The organism is Pseudomonas sp. ICMP 10191 (assembly GCF_001467335.1).
Taxonomy (GTDB): domain Bacteria; phylum Pseudomonadota; class Gammaproteobacteria; order Pseudomonadales; family Pseudomonadaceae; genus Aquipseudomonas; species Aquipseudomonas cerasi.
Genome location: NZ_LKGW01000146.1, coordinates 1 through 18,027 on the forward strand (window position 1 = coordinate 1; position 18,027 = coordinate 18,027).

The 18,027-nt window shown below is 60.0% G+C and carries 11 protein-coding genes; 4 read left to right on the forward strand and 7 right to left on the reverse strand.

Features of this window, described 5'->3' with window-relative positions:
- Window positions 1-318: 318 nt before the first annotated feature.
- The gene (locus AO388_RS21960; protein ID WP_003369387.1) at window positions 319-813 is read right to left on the reverse strand and encodes a DUF934 domain-containing protein; all 495 of its coding nucleotides are present in this window, start codon (window positions 811-813) and stop codon (window positions 319-321) included.
- Window positions 797-2,455: a nitrite/sulfite reductase gene (locus AO388_RS21965; RefSeq protein WP_003369389.1), complete on the reverse strand. Its 1,659-nt coding sequence runs from the start codon at window positions 2,453-2,455 to the stop codon at window positions 797-799. The genes AO388_RS21960 and AO388_RS21965 overlap by 17 nt, the downstream gene beginning before the upstream one ends.
- A 553-nt stretch (window positions 2,456-3,008) precedes the next feature.
- Here AO388_RS21965 and AO388_RS21970 point away from each other — a divergent pair.
- Entirely contained in the window at window positions 3,009-4,109 is a 1,101-nt protein-coding gene (locus AO388_RS21970; RefSeq protein ID WP_003434136.1) for an ABC transporter substrate-binding protein, read from the forward strand.
- 11 nt (window positions 4,110-4,120) lie between these two features.
- Here the strand turns inward: AO388_RS21970 and metH are convergent, their stop codons facing one another.
- The gene (gene metH / locus AO388_RS21975; RefSeq protein ID WP_058417115.1) at window positions 4,121-7,840 is read right to left on the reverse strand and encodes a methionine synthase; all 3,720 of its coding nucleotides are present in this window, start codon (window positions 7,838-7,840) and stop codon (window positions 4,121-4,123) included.
- Window positions 7,841-7,997: 157 nt separating this feature from the next.
- Between metH and AO388_RS21980 the strand changes: the two genes are divergently transcribed.
- From AO388_RS21980 to nfuA, 3 genes are all read left to right on the forward strand, one after another.
- Entirely contained in the window at window positions 7,998-10,310 is a 2,313-nt protein-coding gene (locus tag AO388_RS21980) for a fatty acid cis/trans isomerase (protein ID WP_058417116.1), read from the forward strand.
- A gap of 180 nt (window positions 10,311-10,490) precedes the next feature.
- Window positions 10,491-11,513, forward strand: coding sequence for an acyltransferase family protein (locus AO388_RS21985; protein WP_003369396.1), 1,023 nt, complete (start codon window positions 10,491-10,493; stop codon window positions 11,511-11,513).
- Window positions 11,514-11,583: 70 nt separating this feature from the next.
- Entirely contained in the window at window positions 11,584-12,177 is a 594-nt protein-coding gene (gene nfuA / locus AO388_RS21990; protein ID WP_002553665.1) for a Fe-S biogenesis protein NfuA, read from the forward strand.
- Between the two features lie 82 nt (window positions 12,178-12,259).
- Here the strand turns inward: nfuA and AO388_RS21995 are convergent, their stop codons facing one another.
- From AO388_RS21995 to AO388_RS22010, 4 genes are read right to left on the reverse strand one after another with little or no spacing between them, the layout of a single operon-like run.
- On the reverse strand, window positions 12,260-14,209 hold the full coding sequence (locus AO388_RS21995; protein ID WP_058417117.1) for an acetyl-CoA carboxylase biotin carboxylase subunit: 1,950 nt from the start codon (window positions 14,207-14,209) through the stop codon (window positions 12,260-12,262).
- On the reverse strand, window positions 14,206-15,081 hold the full coding sequence (locus AO388_RS22000; protein WP_058417118.1) for a gamma-carboxygeranoyl-CoA hydratase: 876 nt from the start codon (window positions 15,079-15,081) through the stop codon (window positions 14,206-14,208). Before AO388_RS22000 ends, AO388_RS21995 begins: the two co-directional genes overlap by 4 nt.
- 14 nt (window positions 15,082-15,095) lie before the next feature.
- Window positions 15,096-16,703 (reverse strand): carboxyl transferase domain-containing protein, encoded by a 1,608-nt coding sequence (locus AO388_RS22005; protein ID WP_054081473.1) that lies wholly within the window; start codon window positions 16,701-16,703, stop codon window positions 15,096-15,098.
- 13 nt (window positions 16,704-16,716) lie between these two features.
- Window positions 16,717-17,880 (reverse strand): isovaleryl-CoA dehydrogenase, encoded by a 1,164-nt coding sequence (locus tag AO388_RS22010; protein ID WP_058417119.1) that lies wholly within the window; start codon window positions 17,878-17,880, stop codon window positions 16,717-16,719.
- Window positions 17,881-18,027: the final 147 nt, after the last annotated feature.

The following is an 18,027-nucleotide window of genomic DNA, read 5'->3' on the forward strand; positions in this document are numbered from 1 at the left end:
TGCTTTAAAGTGCTTTTCAACCACGATGGCACTGACGACGCAGAGTGCGACGTTAGTGACAGGCGAAGGAACACGACGAAGTCGGGCCGGAAACAGGAGCGAGGACTTTGCCTACTTTGGTCCCTCAAAGTAGGGCGCCGAGAGGCGAAAAGGGGGCTTGAGTCTTATCTGAATCTACCTGGCATCGAAGAACCCTTTTGTGACGCGCAGCGCCACAAACGAGGACGCAAAGCGTCCAGAACTGCGCTCCCACGCTGGAGCGTGGGAACGATAGTCATCTTAGGTGAACACCGGAGCGATGACTCAACGTCGCCTGAATCAGCGGCGGCGGAACAGCGGCAGCGGCTCGTCGGTCGCGGCCTGATAGGTGACCGAGAAGTCCTTCAGGCCTTCCAGCGCCTCGTATGGATCCTTGTCGGCACGCACCGCAAACGCATCGAAGCCACAGCGGCGCATGTAAAACAACTGATCACGCAACACGTCGCCGATGGCGCGCAATTCACCCTTGTAGCCAAAACGATCACGCAGCAGGCGCGCATTCGAAAAGCTGCGGCCGTCAGTGAACGCCGGGAAATTCAAGGCGATGACCTGAAACTGGTCGACGTCCTCGCCGATCTCCTCGGCTTCCTCATCGCTGTCCAGCCACACACCCAGACCGCCGTCACGTGCCTTCAGCGAATGCGCGTGTTCGCGCCACAGCGCCAGCGGCACGATCAGGTCGTCGCAGTTCGACAGGCTGTCAAAGGCAGTATCCTTGGGCAGCAGATGCCAGGTTTCATCGATGACTTCGTTGTTCTTAATGATTCGCTGCATAGACGCGCTCCTTGAAAGGGTCAATGCCAATACGTTGGTAGGTATCGATGAAACGCTCGTCTTCAGTCCGTTTTTCAACGTAGACGTCGATCAGCTTCTCGATCACGTCCGGCATCGCCTCCTGGGCAAAGGAAGGGCCGAGAATCTTGCCCAGGCTCGCATCACGGCTGGCACTGCCGCCGAGCGAGACCTGATAAAACTCTTCACCTTTCTTATCCACGCCCAGCACGCCGATATGGCCGACATGGTGGTGGCCGCAGGCGTTCATGCAGCCGGAGATATTCAGGTCCAGCTCGCCGATATCGAACAGGTAGTCCAGATCGTCGAAACGACGCTGGATGGATTCGGCGATCGGGATCGACTTGGCATTGGCCAGCGAGCAGAAATCACCGCCCGGGCAGCAGATGATGTCGGTCAGAAGGCCAATGTTCGGCGTGGCGAAACCATTGTCGCGCAGCTCGTTCCACAGCGTGAACAGCTCACTCTGCTCGACATCGGCAAGAATGATGTTCTGCTCGTGAGAAGTGCGCAGTTGACCGAAGCTGTAGCGATCGGCCAGGTCGGCAATGGCGTCCAGTTGCTTGTCGGTCACATCGCCTGGGGCGACGCCGGTTGGCTTGAGCGACAGGGTCACGGCAATGTAGCCGGGCTTCTTGTGCGCCAGCACATTGCGTTGACGCCAGCGAGCGAAGCCGGGGTGCTGAGCGTCCAGCGCTGCCAGTTCGGCGTGCTGATCGCTGAGGGTCTTGTATTGCGGGTCGACGAAGTGGCGGGAAACGCGCTGCACTTCGGCTTCGGTCAGGGTGGTCTGACCGCCGCGCAGGTGCGCCATTTCAGCGTCGACCTTGGCGGCGAACACTTCAGGGGTCAGCGCCTTGACCAGAATCTTGATTCGCGCCTTGTACTTGTTGTCGCGACGGCCATAGCGGTTGTAGACCCGCAGGATGGCGTCGAGGTAGCTCAGCAGGTCCTGCCACGGCAGGAACTCATTGATGAAGGCACCGACGACAGGAGTACGGCCAAGGCCGCCACCCACCAGAACACGGAAGCCCAGTTCGCCCGCTTCGTTGCGCAATGGCTCGAGGCCGATGTCATGCACTTCGATGGCTGCACGGTCACTGGTCGAACCGTTGATCGCGATCTTGAACTTGCGCGGTAGGTAAGCGAATTCGGGGTGGAAAGTGGTCCACTGACGGACGATCTCGCACCATGGGCGCGGGTCTACCAGTTCGTCTGCCGCCACACCGGCAAACTGGTCGGTGGTGACGTTGCGCAGGCAGTTGCCACTGGTCTGGATAGCGTGCATCTGCACGGTCGCCAGTTCAGCGAGAATATCGGGAACATCTTCAAGCGCAGGCCAGTTGAACTGTACGTTCTGGCGGGTACTGATGTGCGCGTAGCCTTTATCATAGTCGCGCGCGATTTTCGCCATCATGCGCGCCTGGCGCGAGGTCAGCTGACCGTATGGAACGGCCACGCGCAACATGGGCGCGAAGCGCTGAACATAAAGACCGTTTTGCAGGCGCAACGGTCGAAACTCTTCTTCGCTCAGTTCCCCGGCCAGGTAGCGTCGGGTCTGATCCCGGAACTGCTTGACGCGGTCCTCGATGATCTTCTGATCGTAATCGTCGTATACGTACATATAGGTCCTGTTCTCAGGCTTCGTCATGAAGCAGGGCAGTGGCGTCAGTCTGGAAAAAGCCCGCTGCTCGTTGTTTCCTGCTTCATCTGGTCAATTCTGCGCGCACGGCCGCGCACTCTTTGGGGAGCGAAGGCGACGATAGCAGTTTGCAGTTATCGATAAAAGTGATGTTTATATATATGCAAATCACTAAAAGCGATAAGCAAAACCGCGTCCGTGCATATCCCTGCTTGCCGTGTGGGCAAGACTCGACTTAACTGAATGTTGACCGATGCCGAGCAGGTGTCGTGACACTCCTATTCATGTGCAATCACCCACAAGACCGACAAGAGGCGATGCGATGAGCAAGCACCCGAAAGTAGCCAAGCCAGGCAGATCCGTGGACACCTGGGCCATTTTATTCATTGTCATTCTGGTGGTAGGCGCAGCGATGTTCTGGGCCAGCAGCCAGTGAAGGGCTGATAAAGAATCTGCCGGAGTCTCCAGAATCTTGCTGCCGCAGCCGATAACACGCTCGTAGTGCTAAATCCCTGCTGCTTCAAGGTTCGTTGATATGAAGGCGTTACATGCTGGCTGGCTGTTACTGTGCAGTTGTCTCTGGGGCGGGGCGACACATGCCGCCTCGGTGGTATTTCTGAACCCCGGCGCACCATCCGATGGCTATTGGCAGAGTTACTCCCGGGTCATGCAGACGGCTGCCGACACCACCGGCATGTCACTGAAAATACTCTATACCGAGCGCGACACTCGCAAGTTGCTCGATCTGGCGCGAGCGGCGCTGCAAGGTGATGAGCGCCCGGATTACCTGTTGTTTTCCAATGAGTTGAATATCGCCCCTGAAGTCCTGCGTATGTCCGTGGGCAGCGGGGTCAAGCTGTTTGCCGTCAACAATACGCTGACCGAGGACCAGATTCGGATTCTCGGTGATCTGCCATCGCGTTATCCGGACTTCATCGGCAGCCTGGTGGGCAACGATGAACAGGGCGGCTATCTGACGGCAAAGCGGCTTATCAGTCTCGCGGCGCCTGGCGCAGACGGTCAGGTCATCGACATGCTCGCGTTTTCCGGGACCAACACCACGCCCGTTTCCCTGCTGCGTGAAAAAGGCATGCTGCGGGCCTTGTCAGAGCACCCAGAGGTGCATCTACGGCAGATTGCGCTGGGTGGCTGGCGCCGTGATCGCGCGCTCGAGCAGGCGCGCGTGCTGTTCAAGCGCTATCCGCAGACACGCTTGGTGTGGGCTGCCAACGAGCAAATGGCGTTTGGTGCGATGGATGCATTGCGCGAGAGCGGCGGCAAGCCGGGGCAGGACGTACTGTTCAGTGCGATCAACGGCACGTCGCTTTCACTGCGGGCTCAGCTCAATGGCAGCCTGAGTGTCGTGGCTTCAGGGCATTTCACCCTGGGCGGGTGGGCCATCATTCTCTTGCACCACTATGACACTGCTCAATGGCAGGCCCGGCAACAGATCGGCACACGAATCATTGATGTGATTCACGTGGTCGAGCCACAGGATGCGCAGCGCTTTCTGGATGCCGCCCGGGACGAGCATTACAGGCTCGATATCCAGGCATTCAATATGGAAACTTCTGGCGAAGCGTCGCCATTTTCGCTGAAAGGCATGTTGCCGCCTGACCACTCAGGCGGCAGATAACCGGTCAGGCGTTACTCGTCGTAGCCCAGGTTGGGTGCCAGCCAGCGTTCGGTGACGCTCAGGTCCTGACCCTTGCGGGCGGTGTAGCTTTCGACCTGATCCTTGTCGACCTTGCCCACTGCAAAATACTGCGCCTGGGGGTGGGCGAAATACCAGCCGCTGACCGCTGCAGCCGGGAACATCGCATAGTGCTCGGTCAGGAACACGCCGCTCTTGCCTGCGATATGTTCGGCGCTGCCTTCCGGCAGTGGATCGAGCAGGGCGAACAGGGTGCCCTTTTCCGTGTGATCGGGGCAGGCCGGGTAGCCCGGCGCCGGGCGGATGCCCATGTATTGCTCCTTGATCAGCGCTTCGTTGTCCAGCGCTTCGTCCTGCGCATAACCCCAGTATTCCTTACGCACCTGCTGGTGCAGCCACTCGGCGCAGGCTTCGGCGAGACGATCGGCAAGCGCCTTGACCATGATCGAGTTGTAATCGTCGCCCTTGTCCTGATAAGCCTTGGCGACTTCCTCGGCGCCGATGCCGGCAGTGGCGATGAACCCGCCGATGTAGTCGGTCAGGCCGCTGTCCTTTGGTGCAACGAAGTCGGCCAGCGAGAAGTTCGGCTTGCCGTCGGGCTTGATGGTCTGCTGGCGCAGGTGATGCAGCCTGGCCAGCGGCTTGCCGTCGTCGCCATAGACTTCCAGATCATCGTCATTGACCTGATTGGCTGGCCAGAAGCCGAATACCGCGCGGGCGCTGATCAGATTCTCGTCGATCAGCTTGCGCAGCATCTGCGTGGCGTCAGCATACAGCGCAGTGGCCGCTTCACCGACCACTTCGTCGGTGAGGATGCGCGGGAACTTGCCAGCCAGATCCCAGGAAATGAAGAACGGCGTCCAGTCGATGTACTCGGCCAGCACGTTCAGATCGATATCCTGCAGCACCCGGGTGCCGGTGAACGTCGGTTGGGCAGGGGTGTAGTTTTCCCAGTCGAACTGCGGCTTTTTGGCCACCGCAGCACCGTAGCTCAGGCGTTCGGTGCGCGCGCTGCGTGCCGAGGTGCGCTCACGCACTTCGACGTATTCGAGTCGGGTCTTTTCAATAAAGGCCGGCTTCAGCTCTTTCGACAGCAACTGGGTCGCGACGCCGACCGCTCGGGAAGCATCGGTGACGTAGATTACTGCGTCATTGCTGTATTTAGGCTCGATCTTCACCGCCGTGTGCGCCTTGGACGTGGTCGCGCCGCCGATCATCAATGGCAGGTGGAAGTCCTGGCGCTGCATCTCTCTGGCGACATGGACCATTTCGTCCAGTGACGGCGTGATCAGGCCGGACAGGCCGATAATGTCGCATTTCTCGTCGCGGGCCACTTGCAGGATTTTCTCTGCAGGCACCATCACGCCCAGGTCGACAATGTCGTAGCCGTTACAGCCCAGTACTACGCCGACGATGTTCTTGCCGATGTCATGCACGTCGCCCTTGACGGTGGCCATCAGGATTTTGCCCTTGGCTTCGGGCTTGTCGCCCTTTTCCAGCTCGATGAACGGAATCAGGTGCGCCACTGCCTGCTTCATCACGCGCGCGGACTTGACCACCTGAGGCAGGAACATCTTGCCTGCGCCAAACAGGTCACCGACCACGTTCATGCCCGCCATCAGCGGGCCCTCGATCACTTCGATAGGGCGGGTGAATGCCAGGCGCGACTCTTCGGTGTCCTGGACGATGTGCGTGGTGATGCCCTTGACCAGCGCGTGCTCCAGACGCTGATTGACCGGCCAGCTGCGCCATTCCTCGGTTTCGGCCTCCTTGACGCTGCCATCACCCTTGAACTTGTCGGCAATTGCCAGCAACGCATCCGTGCCCTCGGGATTGCGGTTGAGCACTACGTCTTCGACGCAGTCACGCAGTTCAGCGGGAATCTGGTCGTAGATTTCCAGCTGCCCGGCGTTGACGATGCCCATGCTAAGGCCATTGCGGATTGCATGCAGCAGGAACACCGAGTGGATCGCTTCACGCACCGGGTTGTTGCCACGGAACGAGAACGACACGTTGGACACGCCACCCGAGGTCAGCGCATACGGTAGCTCGTCACGGATGTAGGCGCAGGCGTTGATGAAGTCCACGGCGTAGTTGTTGTGTTCTTCGATACCGGTGGCGATGGCGAAGATGTTCGGGTCGAAGATGATGTCTTCCGGCGGGAAGCCCACTTCGTTGACCAGAATGTCGTAGGAGCGTTTGCAGATTTCCTTCTTGCGCGCCTCGGTATCGGCCTGACCCTGTTCGTCGAAGGCCATGACCACCACGGCCGCGCCGTATCGCTTGCACAGCCGCGCGTGATGAATGAACTGCTCGACGCCTTCCTTCATGCTGATGGAGTTGACGATGCCCTTGCCCTGGATGCACTTGAGGCCGGCCTCGATCACTTCCCACTTCGAGGAGTCGATCATGATCGGTACGCGGGAGATGTCCGGCTCACCTGCGATGAGGTTGAGGAAGGTCACCATGGCCTTCTTCGAGTCGAGCATCCCTTCGTCCATGTTGATATCGATCACCTGGGCGCCGGCTTCGACCTGCTGCAGGGCGACTTCCAGGGCTTCGGTGTAGTTGTCTTCACGGATCAGGCGGGCGAAGCGGGCAGAGCCGGTGATGTTGGTACGCTCGCCGACGTTGACGAACAGCGACTGGCGATCGATGGTGAACGGTTCGAGGCCCGACAGGCGGCAGGCCTTGGGGATGTCCGGAATTTCCCGCGGCGAGTAACCCGAAACCGCCTCGGCAATCGCCTTGATGTGCGCCGGGGTGGTACCGCAGCAGCCGCCGACGATGTTCAGGAAGCCGCTCTGGGCGAACTCTTCGATGATCTTCGCCGTCTGGCTCGGCAGTTCGTCGTATTCGCCAAATGCATTCGGCAAGCCGGCGTTGGGGTGCGCGGACACATGGGTGTTGGCTTTATTGGCCAGCTCTTGCAGGTAGGGGCGCAGTTCGCTCGCGCCCAGTGCGCAGTTCAGGCCGACCGAGATCGGTTTGGCATGACTGATCGAGTTCCAGAACGCTTCGGTGGTCTGGCCGGACAGGGTGCGCCCCGAGGCATCGGTGATGGTTCCGGAGATCATGATTGGCAGTTCAAAGCCCACTTCTTCGAATACACCCTGTACGGCAAAGATCGCCGCCTTGGCGTTGAGTGTGTCGAAAATGGTCTCGATCAGGATCAGGTCGGCACCGCCCTCGATCAGCCCCTTGGTCGCTTCGGTGTAGTTCTCGACCAGTTCGTCGAAGGTCACATTGCGATAGCCGGGGTTGTTGACGTCCGGCGACAGCGAACAGGTGCGGCTGGTAGGGCCCAGCACGCCCGCCACGAAACGCGGCTTGTCCGGGGTTTCCAGTGTCTTGGCGTCTGCGACCTTGCGCGCCAGGCGTGCGCCTTCGACGTTCAGCTCGTAGACGATCGATTCCATGCCGTAATCGGCCTGAGACACCTGGGTAGCGTTGAATGTGTTGGTTTCGAGGATGTCGGCACCGGCATCCAGATAAGCCTTCTCAATGGCGCCGATCACGTCAGGGCGGGTCAGGATCAACAGGTCGTTGTTGCCTTTGACATCGCTAGGCCAGTCGGCGAAACGCTTGCCGCGGTAATCCTGTTCTTCGAGCCTGTAGCTCTGGATCATGGTGCCCATGCCGCCATCGAGGATCAGGATCCGCTGTTTCAGAGCAGTGAGAAAGGCTTGATGGCGGGCGCTGCGGTCAGACATGGGGGCTACCTTGAGAAGGTCGATTCTTTAAAGAACGGGATGATAGCAAACCGGAACGGTTTTGGTGTTGTTGCGCCTTTTGCATGAAAATCATTCATGTTGGAGCGAGTGATGCCCTTGTAGAATTATGCCATTTTAATATCAGAGCCCACGGGATATGCCACACCGTTTGTTGGCAAGCGTCGCCTTGCTTTTTATCTGCTGTGCTGCCAAGGCTCAGACTCCTGCACCCCCCGTCATACCGGCATCCCCGGCGATTTCCTATGTGAAGGACATCCAGCCGATCCTCACCGAGAAGTGCGTGGCCTGCCACGCCTGCAATGACGCTCCCTGCCAGTTGAATCTGGGCAGTGGCGAAGGTGTGAGCCGTGGCGCCAGCAAAGTCCCTGTCTATCAGGGCGAACGCAGCGAGGCGGTTGCGCCGACGCGTCTGTTTTATGATGCACGTGATACCGACGCGTGGCGCGGCAAGGGCTTCTATTCAGTACTGGAAGCCCAGGGCAGTCAGGCGGCATTGATGACGCGCATGCTTGATCTGGGCCGCAGCGCACCTTTGCCAGCCAACAGCAGGATTCCGGATGACATCGCCCTGGGGATCAATCGCGAAAACGTCTGCCCGCTGCCCGGCGAATTCAATGCCTATGCGGCTGCCCACGCGCAACAGGGCATGCCGCTGGCGGTCGCCGGACTGACCGATGCCGAATACCAGACCCTGCAGCGCTGGCTGGCCGCCGGTGCGCCGGTCGAGCAGCAGACCATTACCCCGAGTGTCACCGAGGCCGCGCAGATCAATGCCTGGGAGGCGCAGCTCAACGAACCTGGCGCGAATCAGGCGCTGGTCGGTCGCTGGCTGTTCGAGCATCTGTTCCTGGCGCACATCTATTTCGAAGGCGGTGAGGCGGGGCACTTCTTCCAGTGGGTGCGCTCGCGAACGCCGAGCGGCAAACCTGTGGACCTGATCGCTACCCGTCGTCCCGACGACGATCCGGGCAGCGACTTCTATTACCGGTTGATCCCCGTGCAAGGTGTGATCGTTCACAAGACCCACATTACCTACGCCATGAGCCCGCAGAAACTGGCGCGGGTCAGGCAGTTGTTCTATGGGGCCGACTGGAAAGTCAGCGCATTGCCGGGTTACGGCCCTGGCCATCGTGCCAATCCGTTTCTGACCTTCGAAGCCATCCCTGCGGTGGCGCGTTATCAGTTCATGCTCGACAACGCCGAGTATTTCGTTCGCACGTTCATTCGCGGGCCGGTCTGTCGCGGGCAGATCGCCACAGACGTGATTCGCGATCAGTTCTGGGTGCTGTTCCAGGACCCGTCGCACGATCGCTACATCACCGACGCGACGTATCGCGGGGAGGCCACGCCATTGCTGGCCATGCCGGGGCAGAACGATGACGTGGGCAGCGTGCTGAGCCTGTGGCTGTCCTACCGCGACCGGCGCAATGAGTATGAAGATCTGCGCCGCGACAGCTACGCGAAAATGCCAGCGCCGGGCTGGAGCACGCTGTGGGCAGGAAATGACAACGCCTTGCTGACCGTTTTCCGCCATTTCGACAGTGCGTCGGTCAATAAAGGGCTGATTGGCGACGTGCCGCACTCCATGTGGCTGTTCGACTACCCGCTGCTGGAGCGCACCTATTATCAGTTGGCGGTGAACTTCGATGTCTATGGCAATGTTTCACATCAAGCCCAGACGCGGCTGTATTTCGATTTGATCCGCAACGGTGCCGAGATCAATTTCCTGCGCCTGATGCCTGCCGACCTGCGTGAAGACATGCTCAGTGATCTTTATCAGGAGGGCGGCAAAATCAAGATGTGGCTGGATTACCAGAAGATCGACGACGATACGCCGACTGGCATCAAGCTCGATGAAAAGGCCGCAAAGCGTGACTTTGCGTCCAGGCTGATCGAGCGCTTCGGCACTTTGAATGCCGCACCTGACCCGATCAACCGCTGCATCGGGGCGTATTGCTCGCGGCCTGGCCTCGACAGCAGCTTTGCCCAGGCAGAACAGGCGCTGAGCCGATTGACGTCGCGTCCTGCTGCGGGTCTGAAGGTCATCGATCAGTTGCCGGAAGCGAGCATGCTGCGCATCGAGGGCGGCAATGGCAAGCGCGTGATCTACAGTATGTTGCGCAACCGCGCACACAGTAATGTCGCGTTTCTGCTGGGCGAGTCGTACCGTTATATTCCGGGCCTGGACACACTGACTGTCTACCCGGGCGTGCTCAGCAGTTATCCGAATTTCATCTTCAATATTCCGGTCGCACAGGTGCCGGCCTTTGTCGATGCCATGCAGCAGAGCAAGGATCAGGCGAGTTTCGAACAAATCGTCCAGCGTTGGGGCATCCGTCGTACTCATCCACTGTTCTGGAGTTACTTCCACGATCTGAATCGCTACGTTCAGGAAACTGAACCGCGCGAAGCGGGCGTGCTGGACATGAATCGCTACGAGAACCTCTGAAAAACCGGGGCTTCACGCCGCAGGCCCTTGTGCAACATGGCCTGCGGCCATCTTTACTTCCTGAACGAAATGTATCTTGCGCGACCTTTTTTTCAAAAAGGTGGTCCGAAATGGTGCGCGTCATAGGCCGGTTTATTCAGCGGCTCATGATTGAAAGTCAGGAAGTAGAGGTTTTTAGTGATGTTGATTTCAGTTCAGGCCCTACGGGCGTTCGCAGCGTGGGTCGTGGTGTGTCATCACTTCATGCAGATTTTTTTCGATTTCAAAGCCAGTGGTCCGGTAGGGCAATTCTTTGTGTCAAAGGGCGCGGTCGGCGTCGATATCTTCTTCGTCATCAGTGGTCTGGTGATCTTCTTGTCGACGCAGAACAGCGACATGCCAGCACGGCGCTTTATTCTGCATCGTCTGATTCGCATCGTTCCGGCCTATTGGCTGTACACCGCCGCCATGGCGTTGCTGCTGCTGATTGCAGCGCCGATGCTCCCGCACCAGGTCATCGGGTGGCAGAACTTCCTCTTGTCACTGGTCTTCATTCCTTCCGAAAACCCCGGTGGTTATGGTCTCTACCCGACGCTCAACGTTGGCTGGACGCTCAACTATGAGATGTTTTTCTACCTGCTGTTCTCGATGGTGTTCCTCTTCCAACAGCGTCACCGGCCGCTGATCATTGCCGCAGCGCTGTTTGCGGTCAGTGAGGTTCTGGCTCGCGCCGGGCTGATCAGCCGCTTCTACGGCAACGACATCATTTACGAATTCCTGCTGGGTATCGGCATCGGCATCCTCTATCGCCGTGGCTGGATCAAACCGGCGCTGTGGCTGCCGATGGCAGGCATTGCGGTCGGGCTGTATGCGATCAATAACCTGACCAACGAGCAGCGCCTGCTCAACTGGGGCCTGCCGAGTGCCTTGATCGTGCTGTCGTGCATCTCGCTGGAACCGTATTTCCAGGGCAATCGCCTGCTCAAGGTGCTGGGTGACTGCTCGTATTCGGTGTACCTGCTGCACGTTCTGGTGCTGTACGGCGGCTTGCTGATGGCGCAGCGCTTTGGCCTCAGCCCCTATGTGGTTTTCGCGTTCTGCGTGCCGATCATCGCCATCGGTGCCTGGGTCAGTTATGAGTGGATCGAGAAGGGCCTCTACCGCCGGATGAAAGCCTGGCTGGATGGACGCCGGGCGCTCGGTCAGGCGCAGGCATTAACCTGACAAAAATACTAGGACTTTGTGTGAGGCGGCCGATTGGCGTAAACTGCACGCACGTCTGCGAGGAATTTTCATGACCGCTATCACTATTACCGATGCCGCCCACGATTATCTGGCCGATCTGCTGGAAAAGCAGAATACCCCGGGCATTGGCATCCGCGTATTTATCACCCAGCCCGGCACTCAGTACGCCGAAACCTGCATTGCCTACTGCAAGCCGGGTGAAGAAAAACCGGAAGACAAGGCCATCGGCCTGAAGAGCTTCACGGCCTGGATCGACGGCTTCAGCGAGGCCTTTCTGGACGATGCAGTGGTCGACTACGCCACCGACCGGATGGGCGGCCAGCTGACCATCAAGGCGCCGAACGCCAAAGTGCCGATGGTCAATGCCGACAGCCCGATCAACGAGCGTATCAATTACTACCTGCAAACCGAGATCAATCCGGGCCTCGCCAGTCATGGCGGTCAGGTCACGCTGATCGACGTGGTCGAGGAAGAGGCGAAGAATATCGCCGTGCTGCAGTTCGGTGGCGGTTGCCAGGGCTGTGGTCAGGCCGATGTTACGCTGAAGGAAGGTATCGAGCGCACACTGCTTGAGCGTATTCCCGAGCTGTCGGGCGTTCGCGATGTTACCGACCATACGCAGAAAGAAAACGCCTACTACTAAGCGGCTCTTTTTGGCAAGTAAGTTGCTGCACGAAAACGCCCTGACTGTTCAGGGCGTTTTCATGTGCGGCGGTTGACGAGCGTCAGTCCAGCTCCACCAGTATCGCGCCTTCGTTGACCATCTCGCCCTCATGACAGTAGAGCGCGGTAATCACCCCGGCGCTGGCGGCGCGGATGCTGTGTTCCATCTTCATGGCTTCCAGCACCACCAGTTGCGCACCAGATTCGACAGCCTGACCCACTTCAACCAATACCCGTACGATGCTGCCATTCATCGGTGCCGTCAGGCCTGCATGCTGACCGTCACCGACGTCTGCCTGAGCGATGGCGTCCAGCCGGATGACGCTGTGTAACTCGTCTTGCCATTCGAGATACAGCGTATTGCCGCGCCGTATCGCCAGGTGTCGTTGGCGCATACCGTTGTGCTCGACCTGCAGATGCTCGCCACTCAGGGTGAATAACGACGGGCTGCTGTTGTGCAGGCAGGTGTTGCGGGTCTGACCGTTGCAGCTCAGTCGCAGATCCGTCTGCGCGGGCAGGCCGGCGCGAAAGCCACTGCCGACTGACCAGGGCGAATACGGATCGGCTTGATCGATGCGTGCCGGTTCGCTCTGGCTGAAGGCCTCGGCGGCGGCCTGCCAGAATGTCTCGTCCGGCTCATCGGTTTGCGGCAGCAGTTGCGTCTGATAACGGGGAATGAATCCGGTATCAAGCTGCGCGGCGGCGAATGCTGGATGCGCGATGATTCTGCGCAGAAACGCCAGGTTGGTCCGAACTCCGCCCACGGCAAACTCATCGAGCATGGCCAGCAGGCGCAGACGGGCTTGCTCGCGGTCTTCACCCCAGGCAATCAGCTTGCCGAGCATCGGGTCGTAGAAGGGCGAAATGTTATCGCCCTCGGCAACGCCGCTGTCCACCCGCCTGCCGGGGCCGGGGGCAGGCTCTCTGTAGAGCTCCAGGGTGCCGGTTGCCGGGAGAAAGTCGTTGGCCGGGTCTTCGGCGTATAGACGGACTTCGATGGCGTGGCCGGTGAGGGGCACCTGCTCCTGGGTGATGGGCAGCGATTCGCCCCTGGCGACGCGGATCTGCCATTCCACCAGGTCCAGCCCCGTGATGTACTCGGTGACCGGGTGTTCCACCTGCAGGCGGGTATTCATTTCCATGAAGAAAAACTCGCCGCGTGCGTCCAGAAGGAACTCGACTGTACCTGCACCCACGTAGCCGATGGCTTGCGCGGCTTTTACTGCGGCTTCGCCCATGGCTTTGCGCAATGTAGGTGTCAGGCCGGGCGCTGGTGCTTCCTCGACGACCTTCTGGTGTCGGCGTTGAATGGAGCAATCGCGCTCATTGAGGTACAGGCAGTGGCCATGCCGGTCGGCAAATACCTGTATCTCGACGTGGCGCGGGGTGAGCACGTATTTCTCCACCAGCATTCTCGCGTCACCGAACGAGGACAGCGCCTCGCGTTGCGCGGAAGCCAGCGCTTCGGCCAGTTCGCCAATGTGCTCGACCACTTTCATGCCTTTGCCGCCGCCACCTGCGGTGGCTTTCAACAGCACCGGGTAGCCGATGCGCTCGGCCGCAGCGCGGAATGTTTCGATGTCCTGTGCTTCACCGTGGTAGCCAGGCACCAGAGGCACACCTGCCTGTTCCATCAATGCCTTGGCGGCGGATTTGCTGCCCATGGCATCGATGGCCGAGGCGGGTGGACCGAGGAAAATCAGCCCGGCGTTTTCGATGGCGCGTGCAAAATCGGCATTTTCAGACAGAAAACCGTAGCCGGGATGGATCGCGTGCGCGCCACTCGCCCTGGCGGCTTCGACAAGCTTGTCTATCGCCAGATAACTCTCTGCGGCCTTGCTGCCGCCAAGGTCCACGCAGATATCGGCCTCGCGGCTATGCCGTGCGTTACGGTCAATGGCGCTGTGCACGGCGACCGTGGTGAGGCCCATGTTTTTCGCCGTGCGCATGATGCGACAGGCAATCTCGCCGCGGTTGGCAATCAGCAGCGTGGTCAGCTCGGGCGTGCTCATGACTGCGAGTCCTTGTGTGGGTCGTGCCGGGCTGCCGAGGCTACGGCAACGGGATCGCCAGGTGGCTGATGGATGACTGGCTGCCAGCCGGGCGTACGTTTTTGCAGGAAGGCGCGCAGGCCTTCCTGTCCTTCGACACTGGTACGGATGCGCGCGATGGCGCTTTCACAGTAGCGACGCAGCGCTGGGGTCAGCTCACCGTTGCCGACTTCGCGCAGCAGCTCCTTGCTGACGCGCATGGCCTGCGGGCTGTTGAGCAACAGGTTGTCGACCCATTGCTGCGTTTGGTCTTGCAGCTCTGCAGCCGGGTAGCACTCGGCGACCAGGCCGATCTGCTGCGCCCGCTGGCCGTCGAAGCGCTCGGCCGTGAGGGTGTAGCGTCGCGTGGCGCGTTCGCCGATGGCCTGTACCACGAAAGGACTGATGACCGCTGGCGCCAGGCCGATGCGCACTTCAGACAGGCAGAACTGCGCATCCACCGCTGCAATAGCCATGTCACAGCAACCGATCAGGCCCAGCGCACCGCCGAATGCTGCGCCCTGTACCACGGCGAGCGTCGGGATTTTCAGCTTGGCGAGGCCGTACATCAGCTCTGCCAGTTCGCGGGCGTCATCCAGGTTGGTGTTGTAGTCCAGGTCTGCTGCCTGCTGCATCCACGCCAGGTCGGCACCGGCACTGAAATGCCGGCCACGGCCGCGCAACAGCAGGAAACGCAGGCTGGCATCGCCTTGCACCTGCTCCAGCGCGATAATCAGCTCGCGGATCATCTGCGCGTTGAAGGCGTTGTTCTTGTCTGGTCGATTCAGCCACAGCGTGGCAAAGCCACGTGGGTCGTTGATCAGCTCTATGGTTGCGAAGGAGGTCGAAGTCATGGTCATTTCCCGGCTCACATTCGGAACAGGCCGAAAGTGGTAGGTTCGATGGGCGCGTTGAGCGAGGCGGAAAGGGCAAGCGCGAGAATGTCGCGGGTTTGTGCCGGGTCGATGACCCCGTCGTCCCACAGGCGGGCGCTGGAATAGTAAGGATGACCCTGATGCTCGTACTGATCGAGAATCGGCTGCTTCAGTTCGGCCTGCTGTTCGGCGCTGAACGCCTGGCCAGCCCGTTCCGCCTGTTCGCACTTGACCTGCACCAGCACGCCGGCAGCCTGTTCGCCGCCCATCACGCCGATCCGCGCGTTGGGCCACATCCATAGAAAGCGCGGGTCGTAAGCGCGGCCACACATGCCGTAGTTTCCTGCGCCGAAACTGCCGCCAATGATCACCGTGAATTTCGGCACCCTGGCGCAGGCCACGGCGGTCACCAGCTTGGCGCCATGCTTGGCGATGCCGCCGGCTTCATACTTCTGGCCGACCATGAAGCCGGTGATGTTCTGCAGGAACAGCAGGGGGATGCCTCTCTGGCAAGCGAGCTCGATGAAGTGCGCGCCTTTCTGGGCTGCTTCTGCGAACAGGATGCCATTGTTGGCGAGAATCGCGATCGGGTAGCCGTGCAGACGCGCGAAGCCACACACCAGCGTGGTGCCGAACAGGGCCTTGAATTCGTCGAGTACCGAGCCGTCCACCAGGCGTGCGATGACTTCCCGTACATCGAAGGGCTGTTTTGTGTCGACGGGGATGATGCCGTACAGGTCATTGCCGGGGTACAGCGGTGCAATGGGCGCGACCGTGTTCAGTTGACCCTGCTTGCGCCAGTTCAGATTGGCGATGCTGCGTCGCGCCAATGCAAGTGCGTGATCGTCGTTGTCCGCGTAGTGGTCGGCCACACCGGACGTGCGGCAGTGCACATCGGCACCACCCAGCTCTTCGGCGCTCACCACTTCGCCGGTCGCTGCCTTGACCAGTGGCGGGCCGGCCAGGAAGATCGTGGCCTGCTGGCGGACCATGATCGCCTCGTCGGCCATAGCCGGTACGTATGCGCCACCGGCGGTGCAGGAGCCCATGACCACCGCGATCTGGGCAATTCCTTGTGCACTCATGTTGGCTTGATTGAAGAATATCCGTCCGAAATGTTCGCGATCCGGAAACACCTCATCCTGACGTGGCAGGTTGGCGCCGCCTGAGTCCACCAGATAGATGCATGGCAGGCGGTTCTGCTGGGCGATCGTTTGCGCGCGCAAATGCTTTTTGACGGTCAGCGGGTAATAGGAGCCGCCTTTGACCGTGGCATCGTTGGCGATGATCATACATTCGACGCCCTCGACCCGGCCGATTCCGGCGATCACGCCAGCGGCCGGCACCTCTTCGCCGTACACCTCATGCGCAGCCAGTTGGCCGATTTCCAGAAACGGCGAGCCGGTGTCCAGCAAGCGGTTGATACGCTCGCGCGGCAGCAACTTGCCGCGTGAAGTGTGACGCTCCTGGGCTTTGCGGCCGCCCCCTTGCTGGACGTTGCTCAACAGCGAGCGCAGTGCTTCGACCTGCTTGAGCAGGGCGTCGCGATTGAGGATGAATTCCGGCGAACGGGTGTTGATTCGGGTCTGCAGGATGGTCATGGTGGCTCCGCAATCAACGGGTTTCGTTGAACAGTTCGCGACCGATGAGCATGCGCCGGATTTCACTGGTGCCTGCGCCGATCTCGTAGAGTTTGGCGTCGCGCAACAGTCGGCCCGCCGGGAACTCGTTGATGTAGCCATTGCCGCCCAGAATCTGGATGGCTTCCAGCGCCATCTGCGTGGCGCGCTCGGCGCTGTACAGGATCACCCCGGCAGCGTCCTTGCGAGTGGTCTCGCCGCGGTCGCAGGCCTGGGCCACCGCGTACAGGTAGGCCCGGCTGGCATTGAGCTGGGTGTACATGTCTGCGACCTTGCCCTGAATCAGCTGAAACTCGCCGATACTCTGGCCGAACTGCTTGCGGTCGTGAATGTAGGGCACCACCACGTCCATGCACGCCTGCATGATCCCGGTGGGACCGCCGGAGAGCACGACGCGCTCGTAATCGAGGCCGCTCATCAGCACCCTGACGCCACCATCAAGCACGCCCAGCAGGTTCTCTTCGGGCACCTCGACATCATCGAAAAACAGTTCGCAGGTGTTGGAGCCGCGCATGCCCAGCTTGTCGAACTTGCTGCCGCGCGAGAAGCCTTTCCAGTCGCGTTCGACGATAAACGCACTGATGCCGTGGGCTGCCTTTTCCAGGTCGGTCTTGGCGTAGATCACGTAGGTGTTGGCATCCGGCCCGTTGGTGATCCAGGTCTTGCTGCCGTTGAGCACATAGCGACCACCGCGCTTGTCGGCGCGCAGTTTCATCGACACCACGTCCGAGCCGGCATTGGGTTCGCTCATGGCCAGTGCGCCAACGTGTTCGCCGCTGATCAGCTTGGGCAGGTAACGGGTCTTTTGCGCCGGGCTGCCATTGCGATTGATCTGGTTAACGCACAGGTTGGAATGGGCGCCATAGGACAGCGCCACGGATGCCGAGCCACGGCTTATTTCTTCCATCGCCACGACGTGCGCCAGATAACCCAGGCCCGCGCCACCATATTCTTCGCTGACAGTAATCCCCAGTACGCCCATTTCACCGAACTTGCGCCACATGTCGGCGGGGAACAGGTTGTCCTTGTCGATCTGCGCTGCGCGCGGGGCAAGCTCTGCGGCGACGAAAGACTGCAGCTGATCACGCAGCATGTCGATGGTTTCGCCCAGGGCGAAATTCAGGCTGGGGTAACTCATGGGGCGTTCCTTTTTGTTCTTGAATGACGCTTTGTTCGTGGGTCGGTTGTGGCGTGTGCCAGCTATGACCTTTACGTTAACGTAAACCTGTAGGATTGTGCTGTCAACGCCGATGCCGATGTGAACAAAGCGTGATCGGACTGTAGT